Origin of the sequence: Paenibacillus borealis, assembly GCF_000758665.1 — a bacterium.
Classification (GTDB): Bacteria; Bacillota; Bacilli; order Paenibacillales; family Paenibacillaceae; genus Paenibacillus_AQ; species Paenibacillus_AQ borealis.
The window spans coordinates 6098411-6117340 of the sequence record NZ_CP009285.1; the positions used below are offsets into that span (position 1 = coordinate 6098411).

The window sequence follows — 18930 nt, forward strand, 5'->3', positions numbered from 1 at the left end:
GTGCAAATGAAATTAATGTAAAATGATATATGATGAAACATTTTTCCGCGATAAAGCGTATTCACAGAAAGAAACACAAGAAGAACCCGGTGGTGACCGGGAATTCTTGTTATACTATAATCAAATTATCCGTTATAAGAGAGGAAGATATCTTATGCCTTATTGCACAGCCTGTGGTGCAGAATACAAGCAAGGTGCCAAATTCTGCGGAGAATGCGGAGCAGGAACAGAGGATCACACTCCGGCAGCAGCACGCCGTCCGGCGGCAGGCCGGGTCTCCGGAACAAGCCCGGAAACCGAGCTGTGGCAGGGCAAGCCTGCCGGTATATCCGACCGGCTCAAAGGGCTTATAGGACTTAATACAACCAGATACACCATTACGAGCCAGCGGATTATGGTGAAAAGCGGACTGATCGGCAAGGATGTCGAAGAAATCGAGCTGCTGCGGGTCAATGATTTTTCCGTCACACAGTCAATTCCTGACCGTATTCTAGGCATTGGAACTCTTACCATACTCTCAGATGATGCCTCGTCGCCGCAGCTTCCATTCCGTAAGATACGCAAGGTCCAGACAGTTAAAGACGTGCTGCGCCAAGCCGTCCGCAACGAAAAAGTCGCCAACAACATCAGCTACCGCGAACAAATCTGACTTTAGTCCTCCCCTGTTAAGGAAGATACAGCGCCCCTGCCGGAATTACGCTTTTGACCTGGCTGGGGCTCTCCCACATCAGCACGGCCCGCGCATCCCCCTGGTTCTCGTAATACTCCACCTTCAGCCCATGCAGCTTACCCGCAATTAGATTCACACTGCCTTGCCGCTCCTGCCCGCTCTGCTTCATCCAGCTGTCAATAATCAGCTTGCCGTCAATCCATACCCGGATGCCATCATCCGAAGAAGTATAGATGCTGTAAGTCTCACTGTACACCGCACTAAGCCTGCCGCTCCAGCGTACCGAGAACATATCTGCACCAATAGCCGGATCAGGGGCTGCCTGTCTCCAGATGAAGTTGATGCTGGCATCCGTCCGGGTGAGGGCGGGCGTACCGCTGAGCGTAATGTTATTATAGTACTGGCCATACAGGCCCGGCTTAGGAATGCCGCCCGATGATGAATCCATTGCTGCCGCCTTCGCTGCATATTCATCTCTGGTGAACACGAAATTATCCTTCATAAAAGCCTTGATCACCGCATCACTGTTCTTCTCATACAGCAGCTTGCCCCAGGTCATCTGGTAGCTCCATTTGTTCTGGGAACCAGCCAGCAAGGCGACCGGAGGAAGCTCTCCGTTCTCTCCAATGGCGATTAGCTTGCCGCGGCCCAGATCCCAGAGACTGTCATGATGGCTCCCCTTGAAATCAGCGTCATAGATATCCAGCGCCAGCACGTCCACTCTCCCGCTGCCCGGGTAATACTTCGCAGGTTCATCGCACCACTGGTTCTTCGCATTCGGACTCCATACCCAGAGCAGATTATGCAGCTTGTGATACACGGTATACCGCTCGAACATAATCTCCCAAAGCACACTGAAGGAAGATTTCTGCCCCCACCAGAACCAGCCGCCGTTCATCTCATGGTAAGGTCTCCAGAGCACAGGTACACCGGCATCATTCAGCTTTTTGAGGTACACGGCTACTTTGTCCAGCTCCGTAATTAATGCTGTATATTGAGTAGTTCCGGGAGTAATATATTTGCTGAAATCAGCTTCACTGAGACTCATCGAGACATTCGCCCAGGCCGGAGCAGTCCCCGGCAGATTGGCATGATAGCTCATCGTCACGATTCCCCCGGCCTGATGCCAGCGGATAGCGCTGTCTGTGACGGCCTGCCGCTGGCTGCTGATCTGCTGCACAGTCTGGTTGCTGATGGGGCCCATTTCATAGCCGTGAAGTCCGGCATAACTTCCGCCGGTATTCTTCAGCTTCACGCTGAATTCATCCGGGCTCTCCAGATAATCATGCTGTCCGCTAATCATGCCCTGCCCCTGCAGCCAATATAAAGTTCTCAGCAATTTGCTTGCCGGAAGGCCCAGCTCCGCATCCGCGGGGGCCATCTGCACACTGCGGAATGCCGACTGCCACTGTACATCGCCCACCAGCCGTGACGCGGAATCCAGCAGATCCCTGAGTATGCGCTGCTCCACTTCTTCCACCATCCTTCTCCATCTGTTTGTACATAATATGGCGAATTATGTAACATCAGAACGGCGAATGGACAGGAATTCGGTCTGTTACAATGCGGCTGTCATACGCTATACTATTGTGAGCGCAGGCTTCCTGCGCCCACAATACTTAAGCGTATACTTCCGAAGCGGGTTTTGCCGGAGCTTATCACTGGAAGCAATGCTAACAAAACTTTTAAGGAGCAGATATGAAAGCCAAAAAATTTATCACCAGTCTCATTATCGTTGTTCTGCTCAGCCTGGCTGCTTACTACTTCGGGGAGAATGGTCAGCTCCCGTCTCAGACGCCGTCTTCCGGCAATTCGGAGGTTGTCCGGCTGGAATTTCCGTCTGACCGTTATCCGGAGACCGCCAGACATATTCAGGAAGCGATTGAGAACGGGGAGTCCCCCATCTGCACGATTGACCGGAATGAAGCCGAAGCGAACCGTAAGGAATCCCTGAAAGGCGTACCTACCAAAAAAGGTTATGACCGCGACGAATGGCCGATGGCGATGTGTGCAGAAGGCGGAGCCGGAGCCGATATTGAATACATAACCCCCAGTGATAACCGCGGGGCAGGAAGCTGGGTCGGCAATCAGCTGGAGGACTTCGCAGACGGTACCCGCGTAGAGTTCATGTTCAAATAGACAAATTAGCCGCTCTCCTCTCCGTCATATAAGGACATTTGCATAACTGTTATGCGAACGACAGTTCTTTATGCAATTTCACCCGGATAAAGCGTAAAATAGGGTGGGATATTATTCCAAAGACGGAGAGCCGGGAGTGTTCTATATCTGTTATCGGGGAAAAAGGCTGTACGGCCCTATGTCCGAGGCCGAAGCCTTACAGGAATGGTTTGCACTTGCAGGTACAGTCAGGGAGTTGTATATCATTGAAACGGATGAGCTTACAGGCAGAATCAAACGCCAGATCGGTCCGGCAGCACGCAAAAAAAAGAAATAGCCCCATCCGGCCTCAGGCCAGACAGGGCAGCACTTGTTCAATGTCGTTTTAGAACAAACAGGCTTTAGTGATAATAACCAGCAGAATGAACAGAACCAGAATCGCACCAGTCGAAGTCCAAGGGCTTACTACCGGAACAATCGGAGGACCCTGATTAACTCCACCGACGTTATTTCCACAACCGCAACCATACTCTGCACCCATAATTTAATTCCTCCTCTTGAATATTGAATACAGCACAGAATATGTGGAAATTTAACCAGTGGCATGGGCCAATCGGCAAAGAAATGCCGTTCACCTAACGGACAAGCTATCATCAGTCGATATAATAGGTGGAGGCGCTGCTTCAAAAAACTTTGAGGAGGTAGTACCAAATGGATATTGCTGCGTTATCGGTTGTCATGAACCAGTCCTCATTATTGCAGGCTGCGGGATTGCAGGTTATGAGTATTGCCAAAGATCAGGCACAGACGGATGCCCAGAATATGGTCCAGATGCTGAGCCAAAGCGTACACCCCACCTTGGGAAAAACACTTGATATTCGCGCCTGATTGCTTTATGCTTACATACATAGGAACACCCGTTCCATATCAATTCAGCTGCTGAATGTTAAGCGTGCTGATTGCTTAGCCCTTCAGGGCTTTTCTTTTGACCATTAATACGAACATACGATCTTATATTGAGGTGATTGATTATGCAATCCTATTATCAGATGACCGCCTTGGAGAAATGGACTGAGGATTTATATCAGCGCATCGGTGTCCGCCAGCCGGCCGACATATCCATTGAGTACATAGCCGAGCGGCTGAATATCTGGGTTCATTATCTGGATGTCCGAAGCAAGAGCATTGAAGCCAGCGCCGGAATGTACAGCATGTTTATCGACAACAGGCTCCCTCCCGAACTGCAGCGGCTGGAGTTCCTCCATGAGCTATGCCATCTTCTCCGCCATGCCGGTAAGCACACCCTTATGCCCGAACAGTTCACGCAGGCGCAGGAGGATGAATCGGAGCGGTTTATTCTGTATGCCGCCATGCCTTATTCCATGATTTCTGCGCGGACACTGCCTGAACTGCGTGAGGATGCTGTCGCCGAAATTGCCGGCGTCTTCCAGGTTCCCGTAGAGCTGGCCCTGCAGCGGATTGACCAGATCCAGCGGCGTATTTTTCAGGGGCAATTAATGGCCGTAATGGAAAGGAACGAGGACAGAAAATTAATCCATAGACATATTCGCTAAGCGCTGCGGGGATAATACCGGCATAGACATAAGAAACAGATGTACCTCTATGCATGGTGACATTTCAACCGTAAAGGGGAGCGACATGGAAGCCATAAAAGTCATTCAATTATTGCTGACCCATCCGGAATATAGCGTAGATGCAGTCCATCCCGAAATCCCGGATTTTGTCGGCATTGAGACCATCGAAGTGGACCACGAAACGCAGACCTTCTCCATCCTACTGCAGGAACCCAAGGAGTACGATTAAACCTCTTAATCAGAATAATCAGCATATAGCGAGCGCAGCTCTATCCGTAACCCTTTCATCTGACAAAAAAGTGACCCCGCCAACATCCGGCAGGGTCCAAGGTTTCTATCAGGGGGTATGTATACACTATACTCACTGTTGCTTAAACCAACCTTAAATCAGGTATGAGCAAATTCTGAAAGTTTGCTAAGAACCAGCTAGCCGCTGCTGACAAACTGGATAATCCCGATACCCGCCATTGCCAGGAGGATTCCGAGTATTATCGCAAGCATGATCCAGACTCCCTTTTTGGAAGAATGCGGAGCCGGCGGGGTAGATTTCTCCATCACAGCAATCCGCTTCTCCAGCGCTGCTACCCGCTTTTCCAGTTCAAGGTTGTTATCCTCTGCTTCACTCATTGCCGCTCTATTCCCCCTCTCCTTGGTTATATATTTTTAATCGTTTAATCATGTTTCTGTAACTTATATCCAGCTGCCATCCCTTACTATGGACATGGAGGTGTTTATAGTGGAATTTCTATGGAGAATATGGTTAGCCTTGCAGCTTGCCGCCAGTCTTGTTGGGCTCACATTCAATTCTATGCCTGCCCAAGCCGCTGATACAGCCGCTTCTGCTTCTACTGAGAACATCCAGACTTATCAATATAGATTGGATCAGAAGCACGGTTGGAAGATCACTTCCGCCGGTTCCGGGATGTTCAGAGCTGACAATGTAATCTACCAGACGGCCGATAGCGGCAAAACCTGGGATAAGCTCAGTGATTCGGAGAACGGAACCTTACCCTCCGGACCAGTCGGAGCTTTTACATTCAGTAGTGCGGATAACGGATGGCTAACCATCAACACTCCGCAATCAGGGACACAGCGGCTGTACACAACCGGAGATGGCGGAGCGCACTGGACCCGGGTGAAGCTTGACGTGCCTGATCAATACGCCGCTTCCATGTTCGATCCTGCACCGCCTGTTTTTTTCAGCTCAACTTCCTATGGAATCATGATTCCGGATCACCCTGAGATACAGAATGCACAGGGCGGGAACACTTCGTTTTTCCTGTTTTTCGTGACTCAAGACGCTGGACAGCACTGGACTGCTATAACTGACCATACCGCAGGTACATGGAACAGCTTGTCCTGGGACGCTGCTGAAAATCAGGATAAGGAACATTACTCTTGGGAAATCCGCATTGGTCATGCCCTTTGGACTTCGCCGGACGGCAAGGATTGGGCTACAGCCACGGAAACAGCACACCAAAGATCTTCGTTCCATAAATGACAACCGCAAGACCCAGGAAGATCCCGAAGACTCCTACAACTACTTTGCTCTTCTGCGCGTTAATAACCAATCGAACAATAGTCCAAACACCAACCAGAAGAAAAAGTGGATGCCGTATAGTATAAACTGCCAAAGAATTTCATTGTCCATACTATAGTGCAGATCTGTCAGCTGAGGGTTAAGCCATAACAGTAAGGGGCATGTCAAAAAAAGCAGCAGGTTTTTATCATCTTGTCCTGACAGATTTATCATACATACCGCTATAGACAGGGTCGGCAACCACAAACTCAATCTCTTAATCAATTTCATTTATGCCCCTCCATTTAGAGAAACCGCGCCAGAATATTATCTATTAATAATTCTCCCCGGCATAATACCGCTCCAGCTTATGCTCCAGATGAATGAGCTGCGCTTTTTTCGCTTCAATATCATCCAGGAGCTGTTGCTTCTGATTCTGAATAAGCGTAATGCGTTCAGGTAAGGTAGCGGTGCCGGCTTTGACCATATCATGATACTTCTTGATCTCCTCCACACTCATTCCGGTTTCACGCAGACATCTAAGGAACATTAGCCAGGTAATCTCCTGATCGGTATACAGGCGGTTGTTCTGCTCATTGCGGGCTACGGAATCCAGAAGTCCCTTTCGTTCATAAAAGCGGATCGCCCCTATGCCCACTCCAACTTTTTTGGCGACTTGTCCTATTGTAAACATTCCGGTTCACTCCCAAATATTTATGTTGACCTACACTAAGTGTAGCATAATAAACTTTGAATTGTTGCTAGACCATATCCCGCAGAAAGAAGGAATACTATGAACAGAACCGCTTTTGTAACAGGCGCTAATAAAGGAATTGGATTTGAAATTGCGAGACAGCTTGGTGAAGCCGGCTGGAAGGTGTTGCTTGGTGCACGCAGTATTGAACGGGGAGAAGCCGCAGCTTCCGAACTAAGAAACCAGGGATTAAACGCAGAGTTCGTTCAAATTGATATGACTGATAAAGAGAGTATTGAAGAAGCAGCCGGCAGCATTCGGGCCAACTACGCGGATCTGACACTTTTAATTAATAATGCCGGCATGCCGGGCGCCTTCTCGAGCTCATTCAGTGCAACCCAAGAGGCTGATTTGCGCAATGCCTTTGAAGTGAATTTCTTTGGAACATTCCGCCTGAATCAACAGCTATTCCCCCTAATCCAAAAGAATGAAGGAACCATTGTGAACGTGTCGACCGATATGGCCTCACTCCACTTCATGCAGAGCTCTGCATACGCGCTCAATGCTTTTGACTATAACGCCTCCAAAACCTCCAACAATGCGATGACCGTGGCCATGGCGATGGAATGTAAGAACAGCACTGCTCAAGTATTCGCCGTCACACCCGGCTTCACCAAGACGGATTTGAACGGCAATGCCGAAGGCGGCAAATCCAAAGCAGACGGCGCTGCTATTATTGTCGGCTACGCAACAGATGGTCTGCGGCACAATGGAGAGTTCCTGGATGTAAATGGGGTTTATGCCTGGTAATGCAGTCAACTGCTTATTCCTTATTATAATAACAGTAAAGGTTAGACTTGCCACGAAAGAAAAATGCCCGCCAACGGATTACGGTTGACGGGCCTCAATATAATAGACTATCGTGTCACTTCCATGAAAAACTGCTGTAAATCCAATTCGGATTTTATATTTTCAATCACATTTTTCAAACCTGGAACCCAGAGCAAAGTATCTTGCCGAATATAGTTTAAAACTAAGGCGCAACTCCGTTCAAATTTTTCAATATGGGGGCTGTGCTCATTTTTCAAAACTTTTCTGACCTCTTCTGCTAATTCCATATAATCTGAGTCAATGTGATCTTGCTTATTCATTTCAGCGGGTTTTAATTTAGACCAGGCGTAAGCTCCTCCAGCCACTACTTCTTCAGATCCCTCTACATATTCCAAAGAAGAATCCTCATTAATGAATTCATTAATCCGCTCCTCTAAACCTTTGAAAGTTTGAACAAAATTAATTACGTCTTCCAAAAAGACACCTCCCAAATAGATAAGAAGATGTGATTTTCCGCTGCTGTAAAATCCATTCAGTTAGCAATCACAATCTTGTGTGAGTCCAGTGTATCGCATTTTGAAACAAAAATACATTGTGAAAATTTTAACTTTCTTCAGAAACTTACATTAGATCCTTAAAAACTAATTTAAACTAATTAATGTATAACGATTAAAAAGAAGAGAGTTGCTAGAATGAACCGGTAGAGAGCAAACCACTCCAATCGAAGGCACTTAATCAGCTTAATAAAGGTCACTACTGCAATCATTGCCACTATAAAGGATGCCGCAAAGCCAATTAACATTAGAACTAAATCGTCAGAGCTCAACAAATCACGGCTATCATACAAATCCAATAAGCTTGCACCAAACATGACAGGCACGGAAATAAGGAATGTAAAATCTGCGGCGGCTTTTTGGCTGGTGCCTAGCAAAAGGCCGCCTGAAATCGTCGAACCCGATCTCGAAAATCCCGGCCATAACGCCAGGCATTGGAACAGACCGATTCCGAATGCCTGTTTATAATTAATCCCATCCATCGTATCCGCAGTTGCAGTCCGCCTATTCCTTGCCGCAATGATCATCAACAAGCCGCCGACAACCAGACCAATCAAAACAGGCGTCGGGCCGAATAAACGGCTTTTTATAGTATCCTTGAAGAGGAGGTACAGGATTAATGCGGGCAGCATCGCTAAGATCATATGAAATACATTTAATCCTTTGTTTTTGGAAAAATCCATTTTAACCATATTAGTCCCTATCTCCAAATACCTTTTCCAGTACAGAAGCAGAACTGCCATTACAGCACCCAGCTGAATAACAATTTTAAAGGTTATTGCAGCGTCTCCTTCAAAGCTCAGTAAATCACCAGCTAAAATTAAATGTCCAGTGGAGGATACCGGTAAAAATTCAGTTAAGCCTTCAACTATGCCGAGGATGATTGCTTTCATTACGTCACTCACCTGCGATGAGTCCCCTTTCAGAAATAGAATCAATTTATTCCCAGTATAAGGGGGATGTACTCATTTCCCCATCGATTTACATAACAATCTTACAAGCGGTATGACATTATTGTCACATGGCTATTGTTCAGTCTTTATTCCAAGCTTTTTTTATGTATATGAGCGAATTACAAGAAAAGCCACCAAGCTAATGGTGGCAGCATTTTATGAATTATCTATTTGTAAGATAACCGCTAGGCAAGTTGCGTGATGACAAGATGTGCTGAAACGGGTCTTGTTCCTCCAGCGAGAGGAGTAATCGTAAGTGCCGTGGAATTACCCGCTGGATTTCGAACTGTCAGTATGCTATTAATAACTGTTGTTTGCACTATAGCCATTTCTACGATTTGAGAGGTACCTGTTGCACGCCCAACCACGGTATAGGCAAGATCCGCACCATTAAGAGTCAAGATGAGTTGCCCGGCCTCGGTTACGCTAACCTGAAACAGCACCTGATAAGTCCCGATTACCGCTAAATTAAATGAGCTGGGTCCGATTCGGGTAATCGTCGTCCCGCTGGTTGGGCCATCTTGAGGAAAGCTTACATCTGTGCCCGGTGCTACAGTTGCTGCATTATCCGGGGGCATCAGAGCAAAGAAATCAGCAAATCCCAATACTCCTCCAGCTGCTCCTGTCGCCCCGGTTGCTCCTGTCGCTCCGGCAGGTCCTGCGGCTCCTGCTGCCCCGGTTGCCCCTGTCGCCCCGGCTGCTCCAACGGCTCCGGCTGCTCCTGTTGCCCCGGCTGGGCCTACGGGTCCGGCAGGTCCTGTCGCTCCTGCATTACCCTGTGGTCCTATCGCTCCTGCAGGACCAGGTACACCTTGCGGGCCCTGGGGACCTACAAGCCCTTGTGCGCCCGGTACTCCTTGCGCACCTTGCGGACCGACGGGCCCCGCTACACCCTGTGGTCCTATCGCCCCCGCTGGCCCGGGTTGACCTTGGGGTCCTTGGGGTCCTGGAGGCCCGCCGGCGGGTCCTGGAGGACCTTCTGCTCCTTGCGGGCCCTGTCCCCCTTGGATTCCTTGGATTCCTTGTATGCCCTGAGCACCCTGTGCTCCTTGAGGACCTGTGGGACCAATGACTGTCGGGGTAGTGACATTTACTTCAGGTGGTGGACATGTTACTTTAACAACCTTTTTTATAACTTTTCGGCAATGTTCTTTTCTTTTTCTTTTCGAAGGAGCAATGGTGACGATTTTTTTATGGTGACATTTTTTATCGTCTGGACAACTCAATACGTACACCTCCCTATTAAGATAGTTTAGTGTACGCATCTCATCAGATTTAGACATGGACGAACAACTAGTTATAACCAGTTAACAACCTATTTACGCAAAAAAGGGCGCTAACCCCAGTAGCTCCGCCCTTAAGTCCATTCCAATGTCCACACCAAATTTATTCATTATCGTATTTTATAGTAGGACAACTGAACCCTCCCTGTTTGACCCAAATTCCTAATTTGGGTCTATTTTTTTGTTGATTCCCTTCAAACCCATGCTGCATAACTTGCCCACTCTGCTGCTGCCTTCCGGTAGGATGATCGTAAGCTATATTCCTTCATTGCCTCTCTCTTGTGTCTCAGGCGTAGCTATTTTGGGGGCTAGAAAACGACATACCTATGCAACTTCATATACTCATTCTGCGTAAAAGGAATAAAGGAGTTGGTAAATATGGTTATCTTTGCTATTCTGTTCATGCTGATTGCGATACTGAATATTTTCTTCCCGGCAATGGGCTGGCATATGCGTTATGGATGGATGGTACAGGGTGAATCCGAACCCAGCGATGCCTATCTCTTGATGAGTAGAATCAGCAGCGTTATCGTACTTATTGTCTTTCTCCTATTCTTTTTGCCTATAATTTTTAGTTAGGGACTTACTGATTCCTTATAATAACTGCATTTGTCCGGAGACTGCGTTTTAACGATTTCACTTGATCAATCCGAGTAAACAAAATACCCGTCAGGCACTATGCCTGGCGGGTATTATCAATAACATTGGATGCTGTTCCTGTGCCAGGCTGCTTATTCGCGTACCCTTATCCACAGCAAATGCTGGCGCTCTTCGCTTACCCGCCAATGCTTCGAATTGTTTAGATTTTCTCGTGTAATGCTGTTCCATAACCACCAAAAGTGATCCCCCTGTGATACAAGCAATCTATTAAGCTTAGTTCATTGCTTATTTTCTAAGTAATTATATGGTTCTCCGACGAGCCTACATATAGCAAAAAACCCTTACAAAGTAAGGGTTTTAGTGAAGTGGGCCCTACAGGACTCGAACCTGTGACCAATCGGTTATGAGCCGACCGCTCTAACCAACTGAGCTAAGGGCCCGGACTAGGATATCCGTATTTTACAAGTGCTGTCTGATGAAATTAAAATTGGTTGCGGGGGCAGGATTTGAACCTGCGGCCTTCGGGTTATGAGCCCGACGAGCTACCGGGCTGCTCCACCCCGCGTCAGTAATCATATTCAAACAGCGACAATAGATAATATACAATATAAGCATGGATAAAGTCAAGGATGAATTTGGATAATTTGTTTATGGCAGAAAACGCACACCGTAACGGCCCTTGCGCGAACGGTAAATTTCCACAAAACGCGGATCATGATAGCCGTAGATCCAGCCGTCCTGTTCGAGTCTTTTGGCCAGACAACCCGCTTGAAATCTTGTCCTGAACAATTTCGCGAAGTATATCCAATTCATAATGCCCCTTCTCCTTTTTCGTATTAATGTAGGCTGCCCTGATCTTTAGCATGCCCAGTTTTTCATTAATAACAGGAGAAAGACCCTGCGGATCGGTTGGCAAATTCTGCACCGTTTGCCTTGTTCACTCTTCCGCAGGCCGAGTCAGCCTCCCACCGTGAACAGTTGGATTTTCTACACTTAAATTGATCGCCTCTTATGTTTTGGCGAAGATAAGTGGATTATCGTCATCTAGTTCTGACCTTTCTTTATCAATCTCCATTTTGGGCGAAAACAAGTGCTGTTTTTCCATCTAGCTCCTCCAAAACAGAGACTCCGCAATAATTAGATGACATTTTCCCACTTAGCTTCCCCCGTCCACATGCGGACACTACTTCTTCTTCGCACTTCGCTCCAGCCAGCCGTTGTCCAGATTGAAAAAGACCGTAGGATCTTTGCGCATCGCGTTAAGCATATGGTTGCCCTGCTGCTCCCAGGCCTTGAGGGCATTCGCTACCGTCCGTTTGCCTTGAATGACTTCGCTGAACAGCATCTGTCCGGCCAGATTAATCTGATAAATATTAGGCATCTTGTACGCCAGATTATTCACATCAGAATCCGACACCGACACTGGCACAGGCTTTACATTGTAAAAGGGTTCAAGGCTCACTCCGGCCTTCTGCGAACGGTTGAAATCCATCCGGGAGGTGAGCTGATAAGGGTTGGCCGCCTTTATTTTGGCTACCTCGTTGCTGTTGACGAATTTGATCAGCTCCCAGGCATCCTCTTCATTCTGCGCGGTACTGCTGATGGCCAGCATTTGATCCAGTCCGGCGCCTACAGTCACTCCCGGCTTCTCAGCAAACGCAGGTACGGCAGCGATGCCCCAATCGACATGTCTGAAATTAATGTTCTTAATCAGCATAGCCTTACGGTCTACTGAGGCCAGCTCGTTGATATAACCGTATTCCCCGATGACCATTGCCGCTTTGCCTGTCAGGAACCAGTCTCCCAGAAACGGGTTGAATTCAGTCTCTGCAACTCCGGCAGCTGCTGCGGCTGCGGCTTCAATATCACCCGGGCCGGGGATAATCTGCTTCTGAATCAGATTGCTGAAGGTAGTCCAGCCTCTGCTCCATAGTGCATTGTTTACCGTCATAGCGCCGCCCTGGTTATCGTACATAGCAGCCTGAAGGGGAGAAAGATATACCAGCATATCCCCGAACGGATCACCGGCATAACGGCTTCTTGAGAAGCCATATATCCGCTCATCCGGATGCTTGGAGGTCTTCGTCACCTTACCTGCAAGCTTGAAGAATTCATCCCAGGTCATCCCGTCTGTGGGATAATCCACTCCGGCAGCATCAAAAATCCCCTTATTGTAGTAAACCACACTGGCACTGAAGGTAGGTGTCAGCGCAAACAGGTGGCCCCTGCCGAGCTCGCGGACACCATTCAGCATGGTGGGTGCCATGTTGCTGATGTCATAGCTGTCACGGTCAATCAGCGGCTGCAGAGGCTCAAGCAGGTTCTGATCTGCCAAATTCCTGATCAGGCTGCCGTCTCCTATAATCACATCGACCGGATCACTGCCCAGCAGGATGTCCCGCATATGCCCTAATGCTTCCGGTCCTTCCACCATGTACGTATTGGTGAAGCGGAACTGCTCCTGATCTACCGCCGGAACAAACTCCAGCTTCACGTCCGGATGCGTAAACTCATAGAGGTCTGTAAGGTTCTGGCGCAGATAAGTGTCGTCGCTATTGCTCCACAGGCTTCCGATCCGCAGGACGCGCTGCTCATCTGACGGCTGCGTCACCACGGATGGCGTCAGGGGTCTGGCCGGAACGGCTGGTGAGCCTGGTGCTGCCGCCGCTACTGGAATAACAGGCAGCAGTACTGCCGCACAGAGTGCCAGCGGAAGACCGCGCCTAAGCAGAAGAGGAATCGTTGATTTAGCCATATTTATAGCCTCCTAATGAAATATCATGAGCCTGGACAACCAGCTGAGCATTCCTTTATTTAGCATTATATAGCCTATTCGAATATGGGAAGTGACATCCCGTTTAAACTAAAAAGACAGTTTGTTCACCCTTGTACAATCTGCTTCTATCTAACACAAAAAAGAAGCCCTGCTGTACCTGTCAAGGCACGGGGCTTCTCGCTGTAATTCTTGTCTGTATAGTCTCATCTTCCGTAAAATCCTGCACATAATACAACATTTCCCTCATCCTATCGGCCAAAATCCGGAATTGTTGTATAAATTGCAGGATTTCACCGTGTTCAAGAGGTTTAGCAGGAATATTCTTGTATTTTGTACAACAATCCTCCTGAACACCCGGTTACCTATGGATCAAAGTTGCAAAAAGTACAACATTAATGTTCACATCAATATCCACATCAATATCCACATCAATATCCACATCAATATCCACATCAATATCCACAGCGCCTGCTAAGCAGACTCCAATTGGCCGTAACAAATCAATTGTGAGGAATGGACGTGTTGTAGTGTATTACGCCGCCCATAAGCCGATGACAGCCTGCAATCCAGCTTATACGCCGAACGCTGCCGGGTCTTTGCGCCACGATTGCAGCAGCGCTACATCCGATTCAGCGATCGTGCCTTGGGCCAGCGCCACATCAATGAGTGTGCTGTAGTTGGACAGGCTCTGCAGCGGGATATCCGCAGCAGTGAAGGCATCTACGGCGCGGTCCAGCTCATAGCTGAAGATGGCGAGAACGGCCAGTGGCACGCCGCCCGCTTCCTGTACAGCTTGCGCGGCCTTGATCGAGCTGCCGCCGGTGGAGATCAGGTCCTCGATCACGATGACCTTCTGGCCGGGAGCGATCAGGCCTTCGATCTGGTTCTGCTTGCCGTGGCCTTTGGCCTTGTCGCGGATATAAGCCATTGGCAGACCGAGCTTATCGGCCACCCAGGCCGCATGCGGAATCCCGGCGGTTGCAGTCCCGGCAATGACCTCAGCGTCCGGATAGCTGGTTCTGATCAGCTCTGCGAAGGCCTCAGCAATGTAGTTGCGGACAACCGGGAAAGACAAGGTCAGGCGGTTATCGCAATAGATCGGTGATTTGATCCCGGACGTCCAGGTGAACGGCTCCTGCGGGCGCAGGGCAACCGCTCCGATCTCCAGCAGGTAACGTGCAACTTGTTCACTTTTATTCTCTAATGGGCTCATACTTCGCTCATCTCCTCAATGATAGTAAGTGCTGCGGCGCGAGGATCTGCAGCCGCTGTAATCGGCCGGCCCACTACCAGGTAGTGGCTGCCCTGTCGTATAGCTTGTCCGGGTGTCATCACGCGGGACTGGTCGTCCAGCGAGGCACCGGCAGGCCGGATACCCGGGGTCACTGTGCGGAAATCCGGTCCGCAGGCTGCTGCAATCACTGCTGATTCCTGCGGCGATGCCACTACGCCATGCAGTCCGGCCTCCGCCGCAAGCTTGGCATACCGCACAACCGTGTCCGTCACCGTTCCGGCGATGCCGATTTCGCTGTTCATAACTTCCTGGCTGGTGCTGGTCAGCTGGGTCACCGCGATAATGAGCGGAATATGCAGCGACGGATGCAGGCTGACGGCCTTCGCTGCGCCTTCCAGTGCAGCAGCCATCATGGCGGCTCCCCCGGCGGCATGCACGTTGAACATATCAACGCCCAGCATCGTCAGGCTTTCCGCGCCGCCCCGAACTGTATTCGGGATATCATGCATTTTGACATCTAGGAAGACAGAATAGCCGCGTTCCTTCAGCTCCCGGATGAAGTCCGGCCCGGCAGCGTAAAACAGCTGCATGCCGACCTTCATATAGCAAGGGATACCTTCCAGCTGGTCAAGTAACAGCCTCGCGTGTGCCGCATCCGGATAGTCCAGGGCAACCATCAGCCGTCCGGCCATTTCATTACGTTTCTCTACCTGTCCAATGTTCTCATGTTCGTGTTGCTGCTGTGCTGCAGTCCCCTCCATTTGCCAACCTTCTCTCCTTTGTTATCTTGTAACGTTAAAGGTCCCGGGCATAGGTGAACGGTCTGCGCTAACGCAAACCGTCCTAGTAGCAGCCTGTAGCGGCTGCCCTCACCCCTATATTATTGTCCGACAAAAGCAGGCATCGACTGTGACGAGAAGTTAATCGTCTGCAGCATTCTCAGCAGCGCGGTTACGGTATCCAGCGAAGTCATACATACAACGCCGTTCTCTACCGCTTCCCGGCGGATACGGAATCCGTCACGCTCAGGAGTCTTACCTTTGGTCAGTGTATTGAAGACGAAGTTCGCCTGGCCGCCGCGGATCAGATCCAGAATGGTCGGCTCACCTTCATCCAGCTTGTTAACGTTCATCACGTTCAGCCCGGCCTGCTCAAGCGCAAGCGCGGTACCGCCGGTGGCGATGATTTTGTAGCCCATGGCATGGAAGCCCTTCATCAGCTCAACCGCTTCAGCCTTGTCTTTGTCCGCTACGGTAACGATGATTGCCCCGGTGGCCGGAATCTTCATTCCTGCGCCGATCAGGCCCTTGTAGAGCGCTTTGGCATACAGCTTGTCGCGGCCCATAACTTCCCCGGTCGATTTCATTTCCGGTCCTAAGGTCGGTTCAACTCTGCGCAGCTTGGCAAAAGAGAACACAGGTACTTTTACCGAAACGTAGTCGCTTTCCGGCCACAGTCCTTCTGTGTACCCGTCTTCCTTCAGCTTGCCGCCGAGGATGATTTTTGTTGCCAGGTTTGCCATTGGAATGCCTGTAACCTTACTCAGGAAAGGAACCGTACGCGAGGAGCGCGGGTTAACCTCGATGACATACACTTCGTTCTGATAGATGACAAACTGGATGTTGACCAGTCCGATCGTCTTTAGTTCCTTAGCGATCTTGATCGTGATCTCGGAGATCTTCTGCTTCAGGCCTTCATCCAGATATTGCGGCGGATAGACGGCGATGGAGTCACCGGAGTGAACCCCTGCGCGTTCTACATGCTCCATAATTCCCGGAATCACTACGGTGTCGCCATCGCAGATCGCGTCGACTTCAACCTCTTTGCCCAGCATGTAACGGTCGATCAGCACCGGATGCTCCGGATTAACCTTCACCGCTTCAACCATGTAGCTCAGCAGCTCTGTATCGTTGTAGACAATCTCCATCGCACGGCCGCCCAGGACATAAGATGGACGAACCAGCACCGGATAACCCAGCGCTTGCGCTGTTTCAACGGCTTCGTCAATGTTGATAACCGTCTTGCCTTTTGGCTGTGCGATATCCAGACGGGCCAGCAGCGCTTCGAATTTCTTGCGGTTCTCGGCTTCGTCGATGCTCTCCAGGCTGGTACCCAGAATGTTCACACCAGCAGCAGCGAGTGGCGCAGCCAGGTTAATGGCTGTCTGTCCGCCGAACTGTACGATAACCCCGATCGGATTCTCCTGGGCGATAACATTCATGACATCCTCGAAGAACAGCGGTTCAAAGTACAGGCGGTCTGATGTATTGAAATCCGTCGACACTGTCTCTGGATTGTTATTGATAATTACGGCTTCATAGCCGGCTTTCTGGATCGCCCATACCGCATGCACGGTAGAGTAGTCGAACTCGATACCCTGGCCGATACGGATCGGACCGGAGCCGAGCACGATAACCTTCTGCTTATCGGAATGAATGACTTCATTCTCGGTCTCATAGGTCGAGTAGTAGTATGGGGTTGAAGCTTCGAATTCGGCGGCGCAGGTATCGACCATTTTGAATACCGGAACCAGACCCTGCTGTAGACGCAGCACGCGTACTTCGGATTCCTTGGTGAATGCTCCACCCGGACGCCCTTCGGCACGGATCTCGGCAATCGCCCGGTCGGTGAAGCCCTTGCGCTTCGCCTGATAGAGAATTTCTGCGGACAAGGTTTCTTCCGCGCGGATCTCGTCCTCGAAGTTCACGAGGCCTTCGATCTTGGACAGGAACCACCAGTCGATGTTCGTCGTATCCTGAATATCCTGCAGCCCGTAGCCGCGGCGGAACGCTTCCGCGATCAGGAACAGACGCTCATCATCCGCTTTAGCGAGTCTATTGCGCAGCACACTGTCTTCAAGCAGTTCTGCGCCAGGCAGACGGAAACGGTGCACACCGATCTCCAGCGACCGGATCGCCTTGTGAATCGACTCTTCGAAGGTACGGCCAATCGCCATCACTTCTCCGGTTGCCTTCATCTGGGTACCGAGCTTGCGGTTCGCTGAGATGAATTTGTCGAACGGCCAGCGCGGGATTTTGCTTACGATATAATCCAGTGTCGGCTCGAAGCAGGCATATGTCTGTCCGGTAACCGGATTGACGATTTCATCAAGCGTGTAGCCGAGGGCGATTTTGGCGGCCATCTTGGCAATCGGATATCCGGTCGCCTTCGACGCCAGCGCCGACGAGCGGCTTACACGCGGATTCACTTCAATGACATAGTATTGATAGCTCTGCGGATCGAGTGCGAACTGCACGTTACAGCCGCCTTCGATATTCAGCGCGCGGATAATCTTCAGGGAAGCGCTGCGCAGCATCTGGTACTCGCGGTCAGACAACGTCTGGCTTGGCGCCACTACGATACTGTCGCCTGTATGTACGCCAACCGGATCAAAGTTCTCCATGTTGCAGACTACGATACAGTTGTCGTTCTTATCACGCATCACTTCATATTCGACTTCCTTCATGCCGGCGATGCTCTTCTCCACCAGACATTGGCCGATCGGACTGTAACGGATACCTGCTTTGACGGTTTCGCGGAGCTCTTCCTCATTGTCACAGATCCCGCCGCCTGTTCCGCCCAGCGTGTAGGCAGGACGGACAATCAGCGGATAGCCGATGCCGGCTGCGAAGCCCATCGCTTCTTCCACGCTTGTAATGATGGCACTCTCAGGAACAGGCTGGTCCAGCTCACGCATCAGCTCGCGGAACAAGTCGCGGTCCTCCGCTTTCTCGATGGATTCCAGCTGTGTGCCCAGAAGCTTCACGTTCTCGGATTTCAGTACGCCTGCACGGGCCAGCTCCACAGCCATGTTCAGGCCGGTCTGTCCGCCGAGTGTCGGCAGCAGGCCGTCCGGACGTTCCTGGCGGATAATCGCCGTCACGAATTCGAGCGTGATTGGTTCAATGTATACTTTGTCAGCCATATTGGTATCGGTCATGATCGTAGCCGGGTTGCTGTTGATCAGCACAACCTCTACGCCTTCTTCTTTGAGCGCCTGGCAGGCTTGTGTGCCCGCATAGTCAAACTCGGCGGCTTGGCCGATGACAATCGGACCGGAGCCGATAACCAGAATTTTTTTGAGTTTATCGTTCTTAGGCATG

At 50.0% G+C, this 18930-nt stretch carries 21 protein-coding genes and 2 tRNA genes; 9 read left to right on the top strand and 14 right to left on the bottom strand.

From position 1 onward, the window contains the following. Positions 1–154: 154 nt before the first annotated feature. Positions 155–649, top strand: coding sequence for a zinc ribbon domain-containing protein (locus PBOR_RS25880; RefSeq protein WP_157764128.1), 495 nt, complete (start codon positions 155–157; stop codon positions 647–649). Between the two features lie 16 nt (positions 650–665). Here the strand turns inward: PBOR_RS25880 and PBOR_RS25885 are convergent, their stop codons facing one another. After that, on the bottom strand, positions 666–2141 hold the full coding sequence (locus PBOR_RS25885) for a glycosyl hydrolase (RefSeq protein ID WP_052429821.1): 1476 nt from the start codon (positions 2139–2141) through the stop codon (positions 666–668). A gap of 227 nt (positions 2142–2368) precedes the next feature. Here PBOR_RS25885 and PBOR_RS25890 point away from each other — a divergent pair, with 227 nt between their 5' ends. Both PBOR_RS25890 and PBOR_RS25895 read left to right on the top strand, forming a co-directional pair. Then, the gene (locus PBOR_RS25890) at positions 2369–2809 is read left to right on the top strand and encodes a NucA/NucB deoxyribonuclease domain-containing protein (RefSeq protein ID WP_042216634.1); all 441 of its coding nucleotides are present in this window, start codon (positions 2369–2371) and stop codon (positions 2807–2809) included. A 178-nt stretch (positions 2810–2987) separates the two neighbouring features. Continuing rightward, on the top strand, positions 2988–3125 hold the full coding sequence (locus PBOR_RS25895; protein ID WP_157764129.1) for a hypothetical protein: 138 nt from the start codon (positions 2988–2990) through the stop codon (positions 3123–3125). 48 nt (positions 3126–3173) lie between these two features. Here PBOR_RS25895 and PBOR_RS37145 read toward each other — a convergent pair whose 3' ends face one another. Beyond that, positions 3174–3329 (bottom strand): hypothetical protein, encoded by a 156-nt coding sequence (locus PBOR_RS37145; protein ID WP_155991357.1) that lies wholly within the window; start codon positions 3327–3329, stop codon positions 3174–3176. 170 nt (positions 3330–3499) lie between these two features. Here PBOR_RS37145 and PBOR_RS36450 point away from each other — a divergent pair, with 170 nt between their 5' ends. The 3 genes from PBOR_RS36450 (at position 3500) to PBOR_RS37150 (ending at position 4612) form a co-directional block, all read left to right on the top strand. Then, complete coding sequence (locus tag PBOR_RS36450) at positions 3500–3676, top strand: YjfB family protein (RefSeq protein ID WP_081972188.1); 177 nt, start codon at positions 3500–3502, stop codon at positions 3674–3676. A gap of 143 nt (positions 3677–3819) precedes the next feature. Next, the gene (locus PBOR_RS25900) at positions 3820–4362 is read left to right on the top strand and encodes an ImmA/IrrE family metallo-endopeptidase (protein ID WP_042216637.1); all 543 of its coding nucleotides are present in this window, start codon (positions 3820–3822) and stop codon (positions 4360–4362) included. Positions 4363–4447: 85 nt separating this feature from the next. Continuing rightward, complete coding sequence (locus tag PBOR_RS37150; RefSeq protein ID WP_156123296.1) at positions 4448–4612, top strand: hypothetical protein; 165 nt, start codon at positions 4448–4450, stop codon at positions 4610–4612. Positions 4613–4809: 197 nt separating this feature from the next. Here PBOR_RS37150 and PBOR_RS25905 read toward each other — a convergent pair whose 3' ends face one another. Beyond that, entirely contained in the window at positions 4810–5010 is a 201-nt protein-coding gene (locus tag PBOR_RS25905; RefSeq protein ID WP_042216640.1) for a hypothetical protein, read from the bottom strand. Positions 5011–5119: 109 nt separating this feature from the next. On the opposite strand from PBOR_RS25905, the gene PBOR_RS25910 reads away from it, so the two are divergent. Beyond that, a complete protein-coding gene (locus PBOR_RS25910) occupies positions 5120–5884 on the top strand; it encodes a WD40/YVTN/BNR-like repeat-containing protein (protein WP_157764130.1) in 765 nt (254 codons plus the stop codon). Between the two features lie 352 nt (positions 5885–6236). On the opposite strand, the gene PBOR_RS25920 is transcribed toward PBOR_RS25910, so the two are convergent. Next, positions 6237–6596 carry a MerR family transcriptional regulator gene (locus tag PBOR_RS25920; RefSeq protein ID WP_042216647.1) on the bottom strand — a complete coding sequence of 120 codons (360 nt, stop codon included), beginning with the start codon at positions 6594–6596 and terminating at the stop codon, positions 6237–6239. Positions 6597–6695: 99 nt separating this feature from the next. On the opposite strand from PBOR_RS25920, the gene PBOR_RS25925 reads away from it, so the two are divergent. Further along, entirely contained in the window at positions 6696–7406 is a 711-nt protein-coding gene (locus tag PBOR_RS25925) for an SDR family NAD(P)-dependent oxidoreductase (protein WP_042216650.1), read from the top strand. A gap of 107 nt (positions 7407–7513) precedes the next feature. Here the strand turns inward: PBOR_RS25925 and PBOR_RS25930 are convergent, their stop codons facing one another. From PBOR_RS25930 to PBOR_RS38195, 3 genes are all read right to left on the bottom strand, one after another. After that, positions 7514–7903 carry a hypothetical protein gene (locus PBOR_RS25930; RefSeq protein WP_042216652.1) on the bottom strand — a complete coding sequence of 130 codons (390 nt, stop codon included), beginning with the start codon at positions 7901–7903 and terminating at the stop codon, positions 7514–7516. Positions 7904–8082: 179 nt separating this feature from the next. After that, positions 8083–8886: an undecaprenyl-diphosphate phosphatase gene (locus tag PBOR_RS25935; RefSeq protein ID WP_042216654.1), complete on the bottom strand. Its 804-nt coding sequence runs from the start codon at positions 8884–8886 to the stop codon at positions 8083–8085. 233 nt (positions 8887–9119) lie between these two features. Further along, entirely contained in the window at positions 9120–9539 is a 420-nt protein-coding gene (locus PBOR_RS38195; RefSeq protein WP_245647916.1) for a hypothetical protein, read from the bottom strand. A gap of 1056 nt (positions 9540–10595) precedes the next feature. Between PBOR_RS38195 and PBOR_RS25945 the strand changes: the two genes are divergently transcribed. Next, entirely contained in the window at positions 10596–10796 is a 201-nt protein-coding gene (locus tag PBOR_RS25945; protein ID WP_042216657.1) for a DUF6199 family natural product biosynthesis protein, read from the top strand. A 387-nt stretch (positions 10797–11183) separates the two neighbouring features. Here the strand turns inward: PBOR_RS25945 and PBOR_RS25950 are convergent. The 7 genes from PBOR_RS25950 to carB all read right to left on the bottom strand — a co-directional run bounded on the left by PBOR_RS25950 (position 11184) and on the right by carB (position 18929). After that, positions 11184–11257 (bottom strand) — tRNA-Ile (locus PBOR_RS25950). A gap of 48 nt (positions 11258–11305) precedes the next feature. Next, positions 11306–11382, bottom strand: a tRNA-Met gene (locus PBOR_RS25955). Positions 11383–11465: 83 nt separating this feature from the next. Next, on the bottom strand, positions 11466–11630 hold the full coding sequence (locus PBOR_RS37495) for a hypothetical protein (RefSeq protein ID WP_019909365.1): 165 nt from the start codon (positions 11628–11630) through the stop codon (positions 11466–11468). Positions 11631–12000: 370 nt separating this feature from the next. Beyond that, positions 12001–13572: an extracellular solute-binding protein gene (locus PBOR_RS25960; protein ID WP_052429641.1), complete on the bottom strand. Its 1572-nt coding sequence runs from the start codon at positions 13570–13572 to the stop codon at positions 12001–12003. Positions 13573–14164: 592 nt separating this feature from the next. Further along, the gene (pyrE, locus tag PBOR_RS25965) at positions 14165–14806 is read right to left on the bottom strand and encodes an orotate phosphoribosyltransferase (RefSeq protein WP_042216660.1); all 642 of its coding nucleotides are present in this window, start codon (positions 14804–14806) and stop codon (positions 14165–14167) included. Beyond that, positions 14803–15519 (bottom strand): orotidine-5'-phosphate decarboxylase, encoded by a 717-nt coding sequence (pyrF, locus tag PBOR_RS25970; RefSeq protein ID WP_042219956.1) that lies wholly within the window; start codon positions 15517–15519, stop codon positions 14803–14805. Before pyrF ends, pyrE begins: the two co-directional genes overlap by 4 nt. Before the next feature lie 188 nt (positions 15520–15707). Further along, complete coding sequence (gene carB, locus PBOR_RS25975; protein ID WP_042216662.1) at positions 15708–18929, bottom strand: carbamoyl-phosphate synthase large subunit; 3222 nt, start codon at positions 18927–18929, stop codon at positions 15708–15710. Position 18930 lies beyond the last annotated feature (1 nt).

Excerpts from the sequence above, each read along its gene's own strand:
- PBOR_RS37495 (WP_019909365.1), bottom strand. The coding sequence starts at position 11,630 with ATGAATTGGATATACTTCGCGAAATTGTTCAGGACAAGATTTCAAGCG.
- PBOR_RS25900 (WP_042216637.1), top strand. The coding sequence starts at position 3,820 with ATGCAATCCTATTATCAGATGACCGCCTTGGAGAAATGGACTGAGGAT.
- PBOR_RS25905 (WP_042216640.1), bottom strand. The coding sequence starts at position 5,010 with ATGAGTGAAGCAGAGGATAACAACCTTGAACTGGAAAAGCGGGTAGCA.
- pyrF (WP_042219956.1), bottom strand. The coding sequence starts at position 15,519 with ATGGCCGGACGGCTGATGGTTGCCCTGGACTATCCGGATGCGGCACAC.
- PBOR_RS37145 (WP_155991357.1), bottom strand. The coding sequence starts at position 3,329 with ATGGGTGCAGAGTATGGTTGCGGTTGTGGAAATAACGTCGGTGGAGTT.
- PBOR_RS25945 (WP_042216657.1), top strand. The coding sequence starts at position 10,596 with ATGGTTATCTTTGCTATTCTGTTCATGCTGATTGCGATACTGAATATT.
- PBOR_RS37150 (WP_156123296.1), top strand. The coding sequence starts at position 4,448 with ATGGAAGCCATAAAAGTCATTCAATTATTGCTGACCCATCCGGAATAT.
- pyrE (WP_042216660.1), bottom strand. The coding sequence starts at position 14,806 with ATGAGCCCATTAGAGAATAAAAGTGAACAAGTTGCACGTTACCTGCTG.
- PBOR_RS25925 (WP_042216650.1), top strand. The coding sequence starts at position 6,696 with ATGAACAGAACCGCTTTTGTAACAGGCGCTAATAAAGGAATTGGATTT.
- PBOR_RS25890 (WP_042216634.1), top strand. The coding sequence starts at position 2,369 with ATGAAAGCCAAAAAATTTATCACCAGTCTCATTATCGTTGTTCTGCTC.
- PBOR_RS25920 (WP_042216647.1), bottom strand. The coding sequence starts at position 6,596 with ATGTTTACAATAGGACAAGTCGCCAAAAAAGTTGGAGTGGGCATAGGG.
- PBOR_RS36450 (WP_081972188.1), top strand. The coding sequence starts at position 3,500 with ATGGATATTGCTGCGTTATCGGTTGTCATGAACCAGTCCTCATTATTG.
- PBOR_RS25880 (WP_157764128.1), top strand. The coding sequence starts at position 155 with ATGCCTTATTGCACAGCCTGTGGTGCAGAATACAAGCAAGGTGCCAAA.
- PBOR_RS25960 (WP_052429641.1), bottom strand. The coding sequence starts at position 13,572 with ATGGCTAAATCAACGATTCCTCTTCTGCTTAGGCGCGGTCTTCCGCTG.
- carB (WP_042216662.1), bottom strand. The coding sequence starts at position 18,929 with ATGCCTAAGAACGATAAACTCAAAAAAATTCTGGTTATCGGCTCCGGT.
- PBOR_RS25895 (WP_157764129.1), top strand. The coding sequence starts at position 2,988 with ATGTCCGAGGCCGAAGCCTTACAGGAATGGTTTGCACTTGCAGGTACA.